This window comes from Acidaminobacter sp. JC074, from assembly GCF_022496765.1.
In the GTDB taxonomy this organism is placed as follows: domain Bacteria; phylum Bacillota; class Clostridia; order Peptostreptococcales; family Acidaminobacteraceae; genus JABXKX01.
In genome coordinates, this window is the sequence record NZ_VANV01000021.1 from 38,477 (window position 1) to 54,079 (window position 15,603).

A 15,603-nucleotide genomic window follows, 5' to 3' on the forward strand; every position below is an offset into this window, starting at 1 on the left:
GGGAGGATTTATGACAAATAAAGTTATTACTAACAAACAAATGAATGCATATGCACTGGGGATCATGGGGCAGGCTATGATTGTCACCTTAGTCAGCAGCTATATTTATTCATACTTTACCAACTATGTTGGTATCAATGCCATTGTAGTAGGTACGATATTCGCACTCGTAAGATTATGGGATGGCATAAACGACATGATGATGGGGGCACTCATAGACAACACCAGAACAAAAATAGGAAAACTCAGACCCTACTTGTACATCAGTGCACCAATTATATTTGTAACCCTGGTTATGCTTTTCAATGTGCCTGATTTAAGTATGAAAGGAAAAGTGATTTGGGCATCTGTAGCCTATGTACTTTACAGTATGGCCTTTACTGTATGTGACGTGCCATTCTGGACCCTTACTGCAGTAATGACACCCAATCAAGATGAAAAAGTTGCGCTTGTAAGTAAAAATAAAGCCTTCAATATGTTGGCTCATTTAATCATCGGTGTTGGTGCTGTACCAGCTATCACCTTTCTTGGAGGTGGCGATTCCAACGAAGCATTCAGAATCGGTATAGGAAGATTCAGTATCGTAGTCGGTATAGTTGCTTGTCTTCTAATACTCAATACCGCTCATAAGGTGAGAGAAAATGTTAATTATACAGAGGATAAACCTAAGCTGAAAGAATCATTAAAGGTACTAATAACCAACAAACCTCTGCTTATATGTGTGTCAGTTTCATTTCTAGGTGCTATCCTTTATGGGATGCGTTCAATGTCAAAGTTAAACTATGCCATCTATGTGATGGGAGATGCAAAATATATGTCCTTATTCACGTTATTCACAGTACCATTTGCTATTTTGGCACTAAATTCAGTCAAGTACATCAATAAAAAAGCGAGTATAGAAAAAAAGCACCTATATATCGCATTACTGCTTATACAGGCTGCTATAAACACAGTTTATTATTTTGTTGGTTACTCAAACCCATATGTCATCTTGACTTTTGAGGGCCTCATCGGTTATGTTAACACTATTTCAGGAATCTATGCAATGGTTATGTTAACACGAGTTGCAGAATATACATTCTTACAACATGGCATGAACATTGAGGCTATGATTTTTGCCACAAGAACTTTTATAACAAAGATGACCATGGGTGGCGCAGGTCTTGTACTTGGACTTTACATGACATTTATTGGATTTGACAACACACTTGAAGTTCAATCTAGTCAAACCATATCAGGAATCTTTATAATCTTTACACTTTTACCTGCTCTATTCTTGGTCATTAATGCTCTTATCTTTTCAAGGTTTCCTATCACTCAAGCTAAACTTGATGAGTTAAGAAAAGAAGAAATCGCATCATGATGCATATGACTTTCTATAAGCTTTCGGGGTCATCCCCGTGAGCTTTTTAAATGTTCTAAAGAAATTGCTATTACTTGAAAACCCAGCATAGATTGTAATATCATCCATTTTAGCTGTCGAGTTTATAAGTATTTCCTTAGCAAGCTCTACCCTTTTATAGTGAATGTAGTCAACAATAGAAATCCCTTCTACTCTTTTAAAATGGTGTGATAAGTATTCCTTATTGTAGCCTAGGCTATCAGAAATATCTGTAAGATTGATTTTCTTACTGATGTTTCTCCTAACATACTTTTTAACGTGAATAGTAATCGGATCAGATGCTCTCAACCTTTCTAGTTGAACAAGTTTTAAAAAAGCCTTCAACATGGATTTAATCAAAGCATGAAGCTCAGATGTTGTACTTGCTTCTTTAACCTTTACATTATACTCAATTAATGTGTTAAGAGCCTTTCTTGCATCCACATTATGTACTTGAACTTCCCTATAAGTAAATGCTACCCAAGTCGTCAGAACCCACTTAAAGTTAGACAGATCTTTTTTACGATCATCATACAAAGTTTCGTAGACTTCAAACAAGTACTTATAATCATTCAAAACACTTTGAAACTCTATATCATTTTCACATCTAAATAAACTGTGATAAAAGTCATTGGTTCTTTCTAAGTCAAACAAGTCTATATCGCACATCCATTTATAAAATATATGATTATTGACCATATCATCCTCCTTTTATCCAAATATAAGACAAGATTATAAAATAATCACGATTAATTCGTAACTTACAAAAATACAGGTGTAAGTTACCTGTTTTCTAAAAAAAGAACTCAATTAAGAACTCTTTAAGTAAAATACTTATCTAAAAATTGATCCATTTTATTTGGAAACAACCTCATTCCCAGATCTACAAAGTAAACTTCTTTTCCAGCTAAAACTCTTGTTTTATTCCTCTTTATTGCCTGAAGAACCTTTTTAGCAACCAAATCAGGTGAATGTGCTTTTGTCGGTGTAAGTGATTTTTTACTAGCCTGTCCTGTATAACGCGTTGATTTAGATATATTGGTTTTTATAATACCAGGATAGACTGTTGATACATGAACGTCATAAGATTTAACTTCCTTTTTCATGGTCTCACTAATACTGTGAACAGCTGTCTTTGATAAGGAATATGCCCCTCTTCTTCTCTGAGAAAAAAATGAGGCTGTAGATGCAATATTAACAATGTGTCCTTTTTGAGTCTTTAAATAAGGTAAAAATGCCTTATAGCAATGCAAGACGCCATATACATTGATATCAAGGACCCACTTGATATCTTCAAGTGGTATGTCCTCTAAAGAACCCATAGCAATAACACCTGCATTGTTGACTAATATATCCACTCTCTCGTAGTGTAAAATAACCTCTCTAGCACAGGACTGGACATTTTCATAATGAGAAACGTCACAAACAAATGCCTTGACAGTATAACCTTTGGATTCAAGGTATGTACATTTTTCTTCAAGAGCTCTCTCGTTTACATCTAATAGAGCAATTTTATAACCTTCACCAGCTAACATTTTTGCTATTGAAAAGCCAATGCCGCTGGCAGCGCCTGTGACAACTGCAACTTTATCCATTAAGAAACCTCCCTAAGTTCTAAATCCTTTTGAATTTCTTGTCTTAGTTTTCTGTTAATTGGATAGAATAACATTGGAATAGCTGCTAAAAATGCACCTATAGCAGGATAGATCGTTATGATCTTGTATATATCTCCACCAAGAGTAGCAACTTGTTCCACACCAGATATATAACCATAGTAGGCAAGCATAATACCTAATAACCACTGTGATAAAGCACCACGCATTTTTGAGACAAAAGTGAAAAATGAATAAGTAAAGGCTTCATACCTTGTACCATATTTCCATTCGCCATAATCAATGGTATCAGCTATCATAGCAAAGAATAATATAAGTCCAAATGCCTGGAAATATTGACTAAAGAAGGTATAGACAATAATAACATTAACATTAGTATATGGAATAAAGTAATAGGCAAATAAGCCCATGAGACCTGCAATAACATTTGTCCATATTAAAATTTGTCTTTTGTCAATGAACTTAAGCCAAAACTTGATACTGAGTGCAGATAAAATAGTACCCACAAGACCAGCCATACTAAGTGGTACCATATAAGATTCTGACCCTAAGGTGTATTTACAGAAATAAATGGCCACAGCCCCAACCAAGCCTTTTAAAAGACCAAGAAAAGCTGATGCAAATATGATAAACAAAGGGATATTTTTAGTGATAGATTTCTTATCTCTTTTAAGAGATTCATGGCTTTCTACTTTTCTTTCTGTTACATTCTCGTTAAAGAAAAAGTAAAACTGTATACACAGTACTAAACCAATTACACCAAACAAGATACCCATTGATCTAAATCCTGTAAGGCCACCACCAAAGGCTTGAACGACAGGTATAACTGCTATCAAAGGCAAGGTGTTACCTATAAGGGTACCAAGTCTATGCCAAGTAATCAGTGACGTCCGTTTAGAATCATCTCTTGTCATCAGAGATGCTGCCGATGTATTTGCAATGGCTAGAACTGTAAAGGACATACCCCATCCTATGTAAGTGATATAAGCATAAAGTAACTTGTTTTTTACATCTGGTGCTAGAAATGCTAGTACCGTAAAGACAAACACGGCAATGGAACTGAGTAAGACATAAGGTTTTACCTTACCTCTTTTAGAGTTGGTTTTCTCCATAATAACACCCATTAATGGATCATTTATGGCATCCCATATCCTTGCAACTAAGAATAGTGTGCCAGCCGCTATTACAGAAATACCGAACATTTCAGTATAGAAATACATCAAATAGCTCGATGTTAAGCCATAAGAAATTTCTTTACCTGCTCCCGATAAACTGTATGACAGTTTCGTAAATCTCTCTTTCTTCATTTGACCTCCTGATTAATACAACGTTTTCCTATACCAAGTATATAGAAAGAAGATTCATGCAATATGTCCATTTCTTATTTTCGTGCGCATATTCTTATATAAGTCATACACTCTAACCATCAAATCTTTGACATGACCTTTGGTCTTATGTAAAAGTAAAAAGTCCTCAAATGAGGACAATTCACGTACAATGTATTTTGACTCTAAGAAGAGGTCAAAGCTATTTATAATAAAAACTATCTATTTTATGCCATCTATCCTTTAGAAGATAAGCAGCTTTTTTAGGTTTTCTATTTCTAGTAAAGATTCCTTTTTTATTACCGTCAACCCTTGTAATACCTTCAGCTGTAGCAAAATCAGCAAAATTCCATACATGCTCACCAATTAAGAATTTTTTACTATCAAACACCTTATGGTAAAGATTCAGATATGCCTCTTGAAATTCTTCTGTCCAAAGTTTTGCTATTGTATCTGTATTGCCATGAAGGGTATCAACGCCGTATTCAGTGATTATGATAGGTTTCTTATGCATCTGATACCAGCCATCTAGTTCTTTACTCAGAAGAATCTCTGCTAAATCAAGTTTACCAGTTGCCAAGTACCAGCCATAATACCTATTTAAACATACCACATCAACAAGTTTCGTAACTTCTGACGTCATAGGTAAAGCACCATTGTACTCAACAATTGTTATAGGTCTACTTGGGTCTAAACTTCTTGTAAAGTTGACGATTGGTTTAAAATACTCATAAGCCCCCTTATCATCAGATGCTGGTTCATTAGCAACACACCACATGACAATGGAAGGATGGTTTTTATCTCTTTTGATCATTTCTTCCATGACCTTGATATGATTATCCTGGCACTCAGCAACTTCCCAAACAGATGGATATTTTATAGGTTTTAAGTTTATGTAATCAAATGTTTCATCTTTGGTCTGAAAAAGATTCATGTTAAGACCGACTGCAGGACTTTCCCCTATGACAACAATACCTTCTCGATCAGCCATTTTAAGTATTTCCTCAGCATATGGATAGTGTGACGTTCTAAATGAATTAGCGCCAATCCACTTCAGTAATGAAAAATCTCTTATGTTTAAAGCCTCATTGTAACCTCTTCCAACAATATCTGAATCCTCATGTTTACCAAAGCCTTTAAAGTAAAAAGGCTTCCCATTAATCAAGAACTGATCATTTAAAACTTCCACACTCCTTACCCCAAATGACTCTTCATAAGCGTCTATTAATTGTTCTTCATGGTATACTTCCACCACACATGTATAGAGATAGGCATTTAGTGGTTGCCAAAGTTTCACATTTTCAATGGACAATCGTCCTTTTAAACCGCTTCCTTTAGCTACAAGCTTACCTTCCATATCTTTAACAAGTAATCGAACATCTGACGCTTTCGTATCTATCACATAATCTACATACCCATTATTTTTTTCAACTTCTGTTGTAATGTTTACATCTTCAATAAACAATTGGTCTGTACAATACATGACAACAGGCCTGTTGATGCCAGCATAGTTGTAGAAATCAAAGTAATACTTCAACCACTTTATATCTTCTGTAACTTGAAACATCTTGCCCATAGGTACACTTGTAAAGTCTAGTCTATTGTCTACCCAAACGGTTATACGATTGTTATAATCTTTATCTAGAAAATTTGAAACATCTGCTTCAAAAGGCGTATAACCACCTGAATGTTCTAAAGCTAACTGACCATTTATCCAAACCTTAGCATGATGAGTTACAGCACCAAATCTAAGGACAATACGCTTGTCTGACCATGACTCAGGTAGGTAGACACTTCTTTCATACCAGGCACCGCCTATATGGTGATGTATTTTCGGATCATCGTAAATATCATTATAAGAGGCTGGTACAGGCATCATCATGGTATCTGTTAATGGGTTTTCATAGAGTCTATTCTCTTGACCATCATCTAACTTAAAATTCCATATGCCATCTAATTCTATTATTTCTCTAGTTTTATTTCTTTGTGGATATAACATTATTACTCCTATCTTTTTAACATGTAGTAAATGCCTTTTAGGTATCTCTTATTGGATATGGATACAAGACCATCAATAAAGTAAGGACTTAATTTTTTACCAGACATTTTAGAAAACATGGGCAGCACTTTAATCGGTGTTTGACCAACTGTAGAAGGCTTTTGATCTGAATCTATGCCATCTAAAGTAATGCTACATGATTTTTCACGACGATCTGCATGACTAAGTATCTTCTTTCCAAGAAAAGTATGTCTGATATCATGCAGTGAAGAAGATAAATCAAACACATTAGATTGAACATCCTTGGACAGAGGTTTTCCATACAGTTCTAAGAAACTTTTCTCATCTATTGGTTCCTTCATTTCGTTATATGCAGCTAAGGAATCTTTCTGATCTACGTTGACATGATCATTTTCAAAGGTGATGTAATCACTTAATCTAAGATCTCTTGAAGAAGCGCCTATGGCTACTTTATACCTTCCCCCATCTACATGCCAATCTTTGATAATTGTATTGTAATAAGCAAAGGATCTCTTATTGAGAGTAAATCTTACTTCTTTTGTATGTCCAGGTTCTAAATGAACTTTCTTAAAGCCCTTTAAAGATTTAACTTCCTTAAAAACCTTTGAATCATTACTATGGACGTACAGTTGAACAACTTCCTTACCTGGATAATCCCCAATATTCTTAACTTGTAAAGAAACTTCAAAGTCATAATCATCCAAAGCTGTAATCATCAAATTGCTATACTCAAATTCTGAATATGATAGTCCATACCCAAATGGAAAGAGTGGTTTAACATTTGCTTTATCATAGTATCTATATCCTACATAGATACTCTCTCTGTACTCACAGGACTTTTCGTAACTTGAGTAATAAGGAAATGACGGATTATCTTCAAGTTTATAAGGAAATGTCTCAGCTAGTTTACCTGATGGGTTGATTTTTCCCTTCAAAATATCATAAACAGCCTTCGAACCTGCTTGTCCTTGCAGATAGACTTCTAGTAGTCCTTTAACATCACTTAACCAAGGGATGTCTACCACAGAACCATTTTGTAAAATAACTATGACATCAGCGTATTTTGACACTTCTTTGATTAAGTGATTATGATTTTTAGGTAGACAAAGATCTTCTCTATCATAGCCTTCTGATTCATAGCTTTCAGTTAAGCCTGCGACTAGTATGATGACATCTGATTTTTTTGAAAGCTCTACAGCTTGATCTACTAGCTTTGGATTCACATCTGATGTATATCTTTCATAGCCTTCTGCATACCCTATAAAGTTTTTATCTTTCTCAAGCACTGACTTTATGGTATCTAGACGATAAGGATTGACTAGTGACGAACCTGCCCCTTGATACCTAGGCTTTTCAGCGAAACTTCCGATGAGTCCTATCTTCATCCCTTCCTTAATTGGTAAAAGGCCATCATTTTTTAAAAGTACAGCACTTTCACCTACAATTCGATTTGCAAGTTCATGATGTTTATCCTTGTTTAAATCACCTTTACTCACGTTAAAAGATTTAAGATTTAACTCTATGACCTTTGAAACAGCTCTGTCTAAATCTTCCATAGATAACTTATTGGTTTTCACATCAGAGATAATTTTCTTAGTATTTCTTTCGTCAATATAGGGCATTTCAAGATGACAACCTGCCTTTATACCTAAAACACGATTATTAACACCACCCCAGTCTGTTACAACACAGCCATCATAGCCCCACTCATCTTTAAGAATATCTGTTAACAATCTTTTATTCTCACTGGCATAAAGTCCATTGAGCTTATTATAAGCAGACATGACTGTCCAAGGTTTGGCTTCTTTGACACAGATCTCAAATGCAGGTAAGTATATTTCTCGCAAGGCTCTTTCGTCAACAAGACTGTCTGCAATCATCCGATAGTATTCTCTGTTATTAGCAGCAAAATGCTTAAGTGATGTACCGACACCATTTGACTGGACACCTTTAATATATGAAGCAGCAAGTTTTCCCGTTAAATATGGATCTTCAGAAAAATATTCAAAATTTCTACCACACAAGGGTGATCGTTTAATGTTGACGCCTGGGCCTAACAATACTGAAACATCTGCATGTACACACTCTTTACCAAGTGCCTGACCCATCTCATATATCAAATCCTCATCAAAAGAACAAGCCGTTAGACATGCTGCAGGAAAACACGTTGCTTCAACACTCTTGTTAATCCCAAGATGGTCTGATGCCCCCTCTTGTTTTCTTAGTCCATGAGGACCATCAGACATAAGACAAAATTTGAGTCCTAATCGTTCTAAATCCATAGTCCGCCATGTGTCTTTGCCTTGACAAAACTTAGCTTTTTCTTCTAAAGACATTTGCCTTAAATAGTATTCTGTATTCATAGCTCCTCCATAATTTCTATCTACTATTTTAAAAGTTGCAGAAATACAGAAGTGGCAAATTCTTTGATTCTTTTAAGGATTCTTATATTAATGTTTATAAAGCATTAATTTTTGTTGAGGAGTCTCTCCCACTTGATTATACTAAGTTTAGGAGGCTCATTATGAAGCAAGCATTAATAGAAAAGATCATGAAGACATTTTACCGATTGAGCAAAATAAACATTTCATACTATAACAAAGAAGATAAAACATTTTCTTCTTTCATCGATCTTAAGGCAGATGAAAAAAGACATCTAGCAGAACACTTAGAAGGCTATAAAAAGGATGGACTATTTAAGTTTTCGGATCATACCATCAATCATTATTTTCTTAGAGTTAAAAATAAGGATTTATTCCTGGCTGGACCTTATCTTGAATCTATACCTCATATTAATGATCTAAGAAAGTACCATCCTGATAATACAGACATTAAACTTCTAAGTAATCATTATAAATCACTTCAAGTCCTTGGCAATGGCAAAGTAGACGACTACCAAACCCTTTTGAATCTTCTTGTAAAAGGAAACGAAGATGATTTCATTAGGTCTTCTGATCTAGTCTTTGACCAAGTTACAAATGAAAATACTCAGTCTTTTTACAAGTGGCAAGAAAACCTTAATGTCAAAGCAATCAAACATAATCAAATTTTTTACGAAAATTTCTTTAAATGCAAAGATGAAAATGAACTGAATTCTGTTATGCATAAGTACTACTTCATCAGCGAACCCTTTGAATATCTATTTGATGATAAAGATATCCCTAAGTTGAGGTTGATGAAAAACTTACTGCTAAACTCCACAGCATTTACTTTCAATGAAGCTATTAGAAGAAATACAGACCTTGAATATGCAACAAATCTTTTGATACATTACAATAAGATCGTTGAATCATGTGATGACGTGGATGAACTTATGTCTATAAGAACACACATGTTAAAGGCATTTTTTAATGCTTATAAAAGATCCCAACTTTCTAATGAATCACCTTTGGTCCATCATATAAAGGCCTATATTGATAAACATATCAACGAGGCTATTTATGTATCTGATATCGCAAAATCCTTAGATTATAACAAAGACTATTTGTCTCATCATTTCAAGCAAACAACAGGTATCAGCATAATGACTTATATCAACAAAAAGAAAGTGGATATCGCTGAGCATTTACTTTTGCACACAAGCAACAAAATTTACGATATATCAGATTATTTAGGTTATAACACCATTTCTAATTTTGTTAGAACCTTCAAGAAGTATAAGGAAGTAACGCCAAGTGAGTTAAGAAAAAGATCTAGTTTATTCTAGATCTTTTAATATGCCTTCAAGACATTCGTAATATGATTTTTTGTAATTGGTTGTGATATCCATATTTAATGACTTACCATATGATAAGACAGCAACCGATACAGGCGAAGACGCCACTTGTGGTAGTAAGAATGATAGGTTTTTAACACCTGCTATCGGTTCAACTCTGCCTAGATTAGAAAAGTTGATATTCTTTTTATAAATACCACCTTTATTAAGAAGTATCTTTTTCTTTAAGAAGATTGGTATAAAATTCAAAGGCCATCTTGCGAGTGTATCAGATACTAAAAAAGGTTTATTAGGATCTGCTGACTTATAAAGATCTCCAATTTTTTTATAGCATTCATCCAAAGAACGTAAATCTTTGTCATAGTTGACTTTAAACTCATAAGAACCAGCAAAGTTATACAAGGTCTTTGATGGAAAAACATTTCTAAAATCAACTGGTACAGATAAGTTAATGTTCTCATTCTCAACCAATTCCAATACATATAAGGTGTGGATAAATACACTAGTGAGTAATACTGAAACACTACAACTATTTAATTTTGATTTCATAATGACCTTTTTAGTATCAAGTTTATACGATAAATGATAAAAGTCGCCAGTAGAGGTAAAATCAAATGATCTACTTTCGTTCATACTTAATTCTTTTTTAGGTATAACTTTTTCTCTATAAGTACTGTAAGCATCTTCAATCGTTTTTGATAAGGTGATTGATTGATAAGGTTGATCCTGATAGGTATATAAGAGCTTTTTCATAAACTCTAAACCACCTGAACCATCACATAATGCATGAGAGAATTCAAGTAGTATTTGATTTTCAAAATAGAGTACCCTAAACAAATAATCGTTGTTATCTTTTATGTCAAACGATTCCACCTTATCCACTCTTTTATGATATATAGGTAGTTCATTCTCATTAACTTTAAACCTAAATTTTAGTATGCCTCCTACTAGTTTCACCTTAAAACCTTTATAAATATCTAACGTATCATTAAGTGCTTGTCTAAGTTTCTTAGATGATACTGTCTCATCCAACTCTGCTTTAAATCCAAAAGTGATATTTTTCTCTAATAAGGCATAATATTCTGAAGGCCCATTTAATATAATATCTTTCATAATTTCCTCCAATATCTAAACTTTTCTTCAATATATACTGAAATAGAATTCTCCATTTTTGTATACTTAGAATACTTCCTATATTCTTAGAAAAAGAGTTATTATACCGAGTACTTAATCGCTTACTTCTCGGCAAAAAAATAAAAAATCACCTGATTCGCACCAAGTGATTTCTCGCATAAAATATTAATAGGGGGGATTGAAGGTTAAAATCATTTACTATGATATCTCTCTTCTTGAATAAATAATAACACCCCCATGTGTACTTCATATGTACATTTCATGAATATTTTATAAAATTATTTAATATTTCACCTACAATTACATAATTTCATTCACATTTACGCCATTATGGTTTATGTCCACCTGATATTTTTTTCCTAAGTGATTGTATTTGAAAGATACCTTTCTTATATTCTTTGGAAGTTTTGGATCAAAAGTAACATTCGCTCCTACTTTCATACCGCATAAGCCAAAAACAAGTCCTTGATACAAACCTCCACAATTTGCTATATGTATGCCGTCTTCTGCACCATAATTTATATCTATGGCCATTGCTTTTTCTAAATACTCATAGGCTCTTTCATCACATGTCCAATTCATAATGATTGAGTGTATAATATAGGATAAGCTTGAATCATGTGTTGTCAAAGGCAAATAATAATCTAAGTTATCTTTCATACGTTCTTTTGAATATTGATCTTTATATAAGAAAAACAACATCAATACATCTGCTTGCTTCAGAGCCTTTGATCGATAATTCTTTTCTTGAGAGATTGTCGCTCCAAAAGGTTTTGATTTATCTGGCCATACAAGATCGAAGTCAAGATTATCAAAATCACCAAAATGATCACATTGCTCTATTATATAGTCATCTTGTATTACCAAGCCATCTTTATATATCAACAACTTCTTTGAAAATGTATCCGATTGATATTGTATTCTAAACTTCATAATCTCATACAAAAGTTTGTTGGTATAGGCGTTATTATCAGAGTAATGAATATACTCATCAGGTCCCATTACCCCTTTTAAATGAAACTCACCGTCTTTATAAGATAATCTCTCCATAAAATACATCAGTACTTCATCGATACATTCCAAGAAGTGATTATTAAAACACTCTTGATCACCTGTAGCCTTCAAATAGTTAATCATGGCATAGGCTATATCAAGTCCTACATGGATCTCCAAATCTGCATATTGCCAGTTTGAGCATTGTTCTGCTCCGCTAACAGAAGACTCCCAGGGATACTTTGCCCCATTATAGCCATAAGACTTTGCATTCTTCTTGGCCGCTTCTAATGTGTTGACTCTAAACATAAGTAGGTTCTTAGCAGCGACAGGATTTGTAAGCAAGTAAAAGGGCAAGAGATAAATTTCTGTATCCCAGAAAAAATGACCAAAATAAGCTTCACCGGCTGCTCCTTTGGCGTCTATAGCAACTCTTGACTCGTGTTCATTGTTTGATCTTAATAAGTGGTAAATCGATACTCTAAGTGCATACTGCAAATTTGAATCACCTTCAATTACAACATCGGCCATGTCCCACTTTTCTTGCCATGCCTTTTGATGCTCAGCATATAATTTATCGAAGTCAAAATCTATACCACATGGATTAACATCCTTAGAGGTTCTGATAAGTGTGTATTTGTAAAACACATACTTTTGATCTTTTTTAAGATGAAGTAACTTTTTTTCCATTAGGTAAGGTGGATCAGAAACACTTGTTGTCTTATCTAAGGATAAACGTGAGACTATCTCAACTTCATCATTCATATCAGTTAAAAGATTCAAGTGAAGTCCATTCTCTAAATTATAAGATGTCTCTACAAAATGATTATAGCCATTGGTCGTAACGCCATAGTCAATGTAAGACTCAACTTCTATATCTTTATCTCCTTGTATTTCATACTTTTGAACCACAAGGTTCTTATGTACCTGATGGATGTATCTCTCAGTTTTTATATGAATCCCCTTAAAATCAAAATATCTAGTAATAAGGCCATCCTTTAAGTCTAGCTTTCTATGATGATTTCTTGCATGATTAATATGAAACTTGCAACCATCTACATAAAAGTTCATGCCTAAAAAGTAAGGTAAGTTGATCATCTCTTCTCTAAGAATTGGATGATTTCCAACTATAAGTGGTATATAGGTGCCAAACTTCCCTTCAGTATGCCTCTTCTTTTCAACGGTCACATTAGCAGGCATGCGCCAGTAAAGATCATCTTGTCCTTCAATATAATCTTCCTCAAATGAAGCCCTGATGGAGAGATAACCATTGCCCTGGGTCATAAGTCCTTCAAAGTGTTTGTAATGTTCTTTTTCAAATGTTTGATTAATTGTTGTCATATTATCTCCAAGTAATCTTTATCAGCTAATGGTTTAAATGGTTTGCTAGGTAAGGTTTGATACCAATAGGCAACCGATGATATATCATCCATCAATGGCAAATAACGTTTAAAATTACTTCGCCATCCGAGTGCTTGTATGTTCACTTTTAAATCCTCTTTAAAATGAATAGGATCTTGTACATGAAACCTATATAAGTTAAACCGTGTATTAGAGATATCACAGTTATTATTGTCGATCCTATCAACTGAAAATCCCAAATATGGCGTGGTATATTCTAAATATTTCATATCCTTAGTTCTAAATGACCAAGCACCACCAAAGTAATCTTCTGTACCGGTGCCGCAAATACTAGGGTTCATATCACCATCTAAATAGAACTTTATTTCGCCTTCGCCCCACCAGTAGTTATTATTAGTTTGCCAATACATATAGGTCCCAACATAATGACCTGTCCCTTTTATGCCATCTACAATTGTATAAACCTCTTTATAAGGTAAAGGATTAGTCCTTCTAAAAGATGCATGAAAATAGGCAGCATCCTTATCTATTTCTCCTATTTCATAATTAATCTGATAAAACAAGGTCATCTTCTCATCATTTAGATTTTCAATGGTAATTCTGCAGTGTTTGTTAAAAGGCATCTCAAAGTATGAGTTATAACCATTGACAGGATTAACACATATAGGTAATGCACTTACTTGTTTAAAATTACCGCTAGCTCCTACAAAGAAGTCCCCTATTGGTACTTCTACAGATGGATGCGGTTGATGATCCCAATAGATTCTTAGTACTGTATACCTCGGAATACCTATGATTGTAAACCACATAGACTTTATAAGACCGGGACCAGAAACTGATGCAATCTCAACTGTTGCTTCTGGACCAATCTCAATACATGGAGATACCTTCCAGCCTTGACCAAGTCCCTCAGCTGCACTAGCACCAGTACCTTCACGAGCAAGTGCTCCCATGTTTTTTTCTCCAGTCATGTTTTCAGCACTGATCGAACGACTTTCTCTTTTACTTAAACGACTTAAATTTCCTAACATAAACGCCTCCTAATTACTCAAAGATTAACACATTTGATTCAGTATTGGGTCGATTCTATTCATCAAGTTTAAAATGTCACACAATAGGTTTAAAAACTAAAAAAGAGATGGTAAAAACCACCTCAATTTATTCAATTGTGTTCCTCATTTTCAACCTGTATTCAGTTGGAAGCATATTGGTTTTTTCTTTAAATACCTTAGAAAAATATGCTGTTGCTGTAAAGCCTGATTCCATACCAATCTGGCCTACTGTTAAATTTGTATTGGCAAGAAGTTGCTTAGAATAATTCAATCTGTAATACATTAAGTATTGCATTGGAGAGTAACCTGTTTGATCTCTCATCAACCTAGCAATATAATTTGGGTGATAATTAAGTGTTTTAGCCATCTCTGAAAATGTAAACTGATTCTTGAAGTTGGCTTCAATATAGGAAATCACATTAGAAACTAATGATACAGTCTTTTCCTTTGCACTTAAAACATTCATGAGGTTGTTAAATAAGTTTTGCTGAAGAAGTTGTGGCATCTTTGAATCTGTTATGTTCATTGTATTGTTGCGAAGATCCAAGTTTAAAGATGCTAACTCTTTCATATATCTAAAAACTTCATCTGCTAGTACATTTGTAAGTGTATCCGTTTTTTTGATGTTAATCATGGATGGATTAAACTTCTTAAAATCACTTAACTCCATAGTTCCAAAAGGCTTAAAATGTTTAGGGTCAATGCCCGTTGAATAGTCACCCATTGTATCAAAGTGTAACCAATAGAATCTTGTATCTGGACATGAATTTTTATAACCAATATGTATAGTATCCGGCATCAACAATATATATTGATTCTTCTTTAGAACATATTTTTTCTGCTCCTCTTGGATATACAATTCACCTGATTCTACGACTATTAAATCGAATATACCGACATTTTTTCTATTCGGATGACTATTTTGTACACCATATTTTGCAGAACCAGCAACGATGAAATGTGGAAATGGTGGACAACTAAAAGCAATATACATGAAAACCCCCTCTA

At 34.1% G+C, this 15,603-nt stretch carries 11 protein-coding genes; 2 read left to right on the forward strand and 9 right to left on the reverse strand.

Annotated elements, in window-relative coordinates; translation table 11 throughout:
• Positions 1-10 precede the first annotated feature (10 nt).
• On the forward strand, positions 11-1,363 hold the full coding sequence (locus EZV73_RS21455; protein WP_240842489.1) for an MFS transporter: 1,353 nt from the start codon (positions 11-13) through the stop codon (positions 1,361-1,363).
• Here EZV73_RS21455 and EZV73_RS21460 read toward each other — a convergent pair.
• From EZV73_RS21460 to EZV73_RS21480, 5 genes are all read right to left on the reverse strand, one after another.
• Entirely contained in the window at positions 1,358-2,080 is a 723-nt protein-coding gene (locus EZV73_RS21460) for an AraC family transcriptional regulator (protein ID WP_240842490.1), read from the reverse strand. The genes EZV73_RS21455 and EZV73_RS21460 overlap by 6 nt on opposite strands.
• A 122-nt stretch (positions 2,081-2,202) precedes the next feature.
• Positions 2,203-2,976 carry an SDR family oxidoreductase gene (locus EZV73_RS21465; protein ID WP_240842491.1) on the reverse strand — a complete coding sequence of 258 codons (774 nt, stop codon included), beginning with the start codon at positions 2,974-2,976 and terminating at the stop codon, positions 2,203-2,205.
• On the reverse strand, positions 2,976-4,301 hold the full coding sequence (locus EZV73_RS21470; RefSeq protein ID WP_240842492.1) for an MFS transporter: 1,326 nt from the start codon (positions 4,299-4,301) through the stop codon (positions 2,976-2,978). Before EZV73_RS21470 ends, EZV73_RS21465 begins: the two co-directional genes overlap by 1 nt.
• A 220-nt stretch (positions 4,302-4,521) precedes the next feature.
• Positions 4,522-6,318, reverse strand: coding sequence for a beta-glucuronidase (gene uidA, locus EZV73_RS21475; RefSeq protein ID WP_240842493.1), 1,797 nt, complete (start codon positions 6,316-6,318; stop codon positions 4,522-4,524).
• A gap of 8 nt (positions 6,319-6,326) precedes the next feature.
• Positions 6,327-8,702 (reverse strand): glycoside hydrolase family 3 C-terminal domain-containing protein, encoded by a 2,376-nt coding sequence (locus EZV73_RS21480; protein WP_240842494.1) that lies wholly within the window; start codon positions 8,700-8,702, stop codon positions 6,327-6,329.
• Positions 8,703-8,863: 161 nt separating this feature from the next.
• On the opposite strand from EZV73_RS21480, the gene EZV73_RS21485 reads away from it, so the two are divergent.
• Positions 8,864-10,045, forward strand: coding sequence for an AraC family transcriptional regulator (locus EZV73_RS21485; protein ID WP_240842495.1), 1,182 nt, complete (start codon positions 8,864-8,866; stop codon positions 10,043-10,045).
• Here EZV73_RS21485 and EZV73_RS21490 read toward each other — a convergent pair.
• The 4 genes from EZV73_RS21490 to EZV73_RS21505 form a co-directional block, all read right to left on the reverse strand.
• Complete coding sequence (locus EZV73_RS21490; RefSeq protein WP_240842496.1) at positions 10,037-11,167, reverse strand: hypothetical protein; 1,131 nt, start codon at positions 11,165-11,167, stop codon at positions 10,037-10,039. The two genes, EZV73_RS21485 and EZV73_RS21490, sit on opposite strands and share 9 nt — an antisense overlap.
• A 321-nt stretch (positions 11,168-11,488) precedes the next feature.
• Positions 11,489-13,522: a glycosyl hydrolase family 65 protein gene (locus tag EZV73_RS21495; protein ID WP_240842497.1), complete on the reverse strand. Its 2,034-nt coding sequence runs from the start codon at positions 13,520-13,522 to the stop codon at positions 11,489-11,491.
• Positions 13,519-14,574, reverse strand: a complete 1,056-nt coding sequence (locus EZV73_RS21500) for a glycoside hydrolase family 172 protein (protein WP_240842498.1) — start codon at positions 14,572-14,574, stop codon at positions 13,519-13,521. The genes EZV73_RS21495 and EZV73_RS21500 overlap by 4 nt, the downstream gene beginning before the upstream one ends.
• 127 nt (positions 14,575-14,701) lie before the next feature.
• Positions 14,702-15,589: an AraC family transcriptional regulator gene (locus EZV73_RS21505; protein ID WP_240842499.1), complete on the reverse strand. Its 888-nt coding sequence runs from the start codon at positions 15,587-15,589 to the stop codon at positions 14,702-14,704.
• Positions 15,590-15,603: the final 14 nt, after the last annotated feature.

Coding starts and splice junctions, on each gene's coding strand:
- EZV73_RS21455 (WP_240842489.1), top strand. CDS start 11: ATGACAAATAAAGTTATTACTAACAAACAAATGAATGCATATGCACTG.
- EZV73_RS21460 (WP_240842490.1), bottom strand. CDS start 2,080: ATGGTCAATAATCATATATTTTATAAATGGATGTGCGATATAGACTTG.
- EZV73_RS21465 (WP_240842491.1), bottom strand. CDS start 2,976: ATGGATAAAGTTGCAGTTGTCACAGGCGCTGCCAGCGGCATTGGCTTT.
- EZV73_RS21470 (WP_240842492.1), bottom strand. CDS start 4,301: ATGAAGAAAGAGAGATTTACGAAACTGTCATACAGTTTATCGGGAGCA.
- uidA (WP_240842493.1), bottom strand. CDS start 6,318: ATGTTATATCCACAAAGAAATAAAACTAGAGAAATAATAGAATTAGAT.
- EZV73_RS21480 (WP_240842494.1), bottom strand. CDS start 8,702: ATGAATACAGAATACTATTTAAGGCAAATGTCTTTAGAAGAAAAAGCT.
- EZV73_RS21485 (WP_240842495.1), top strand. CDS start 8,864: ATGAAGCAAGCATTAATAGAAAAGATCATGAAGACATTTTACCGATTG.
- EZV73_RS21490 (WP_240842496.1), bottom strand. CDS start 11,167: ATGAAAGATATTATATTAAATGGGCCTTCAGAATATTATGCCTTATTA.
- EZV73_RS21495 (WP_240842497.1), bottom strand. CDS start 13,522: ATGACAACAATTAATCAAACATTTGAAAAAGAACATTACAAACACTTT.
- EZV73_RS21500 (WP_240842498.1), bottom strand. CDS start 14,574: ATGTTAGGAAATTTAAGTCGTTTAAGTAAAAGAGAAAGTCGTTCGATC.
- EZV73_RS21505 (WP_240842499.1), bottom strand. CDS start 15,589: ATGTATATTGCTTTTAGTTGTCCACCATTTCCACATTTCATCGTTGCT.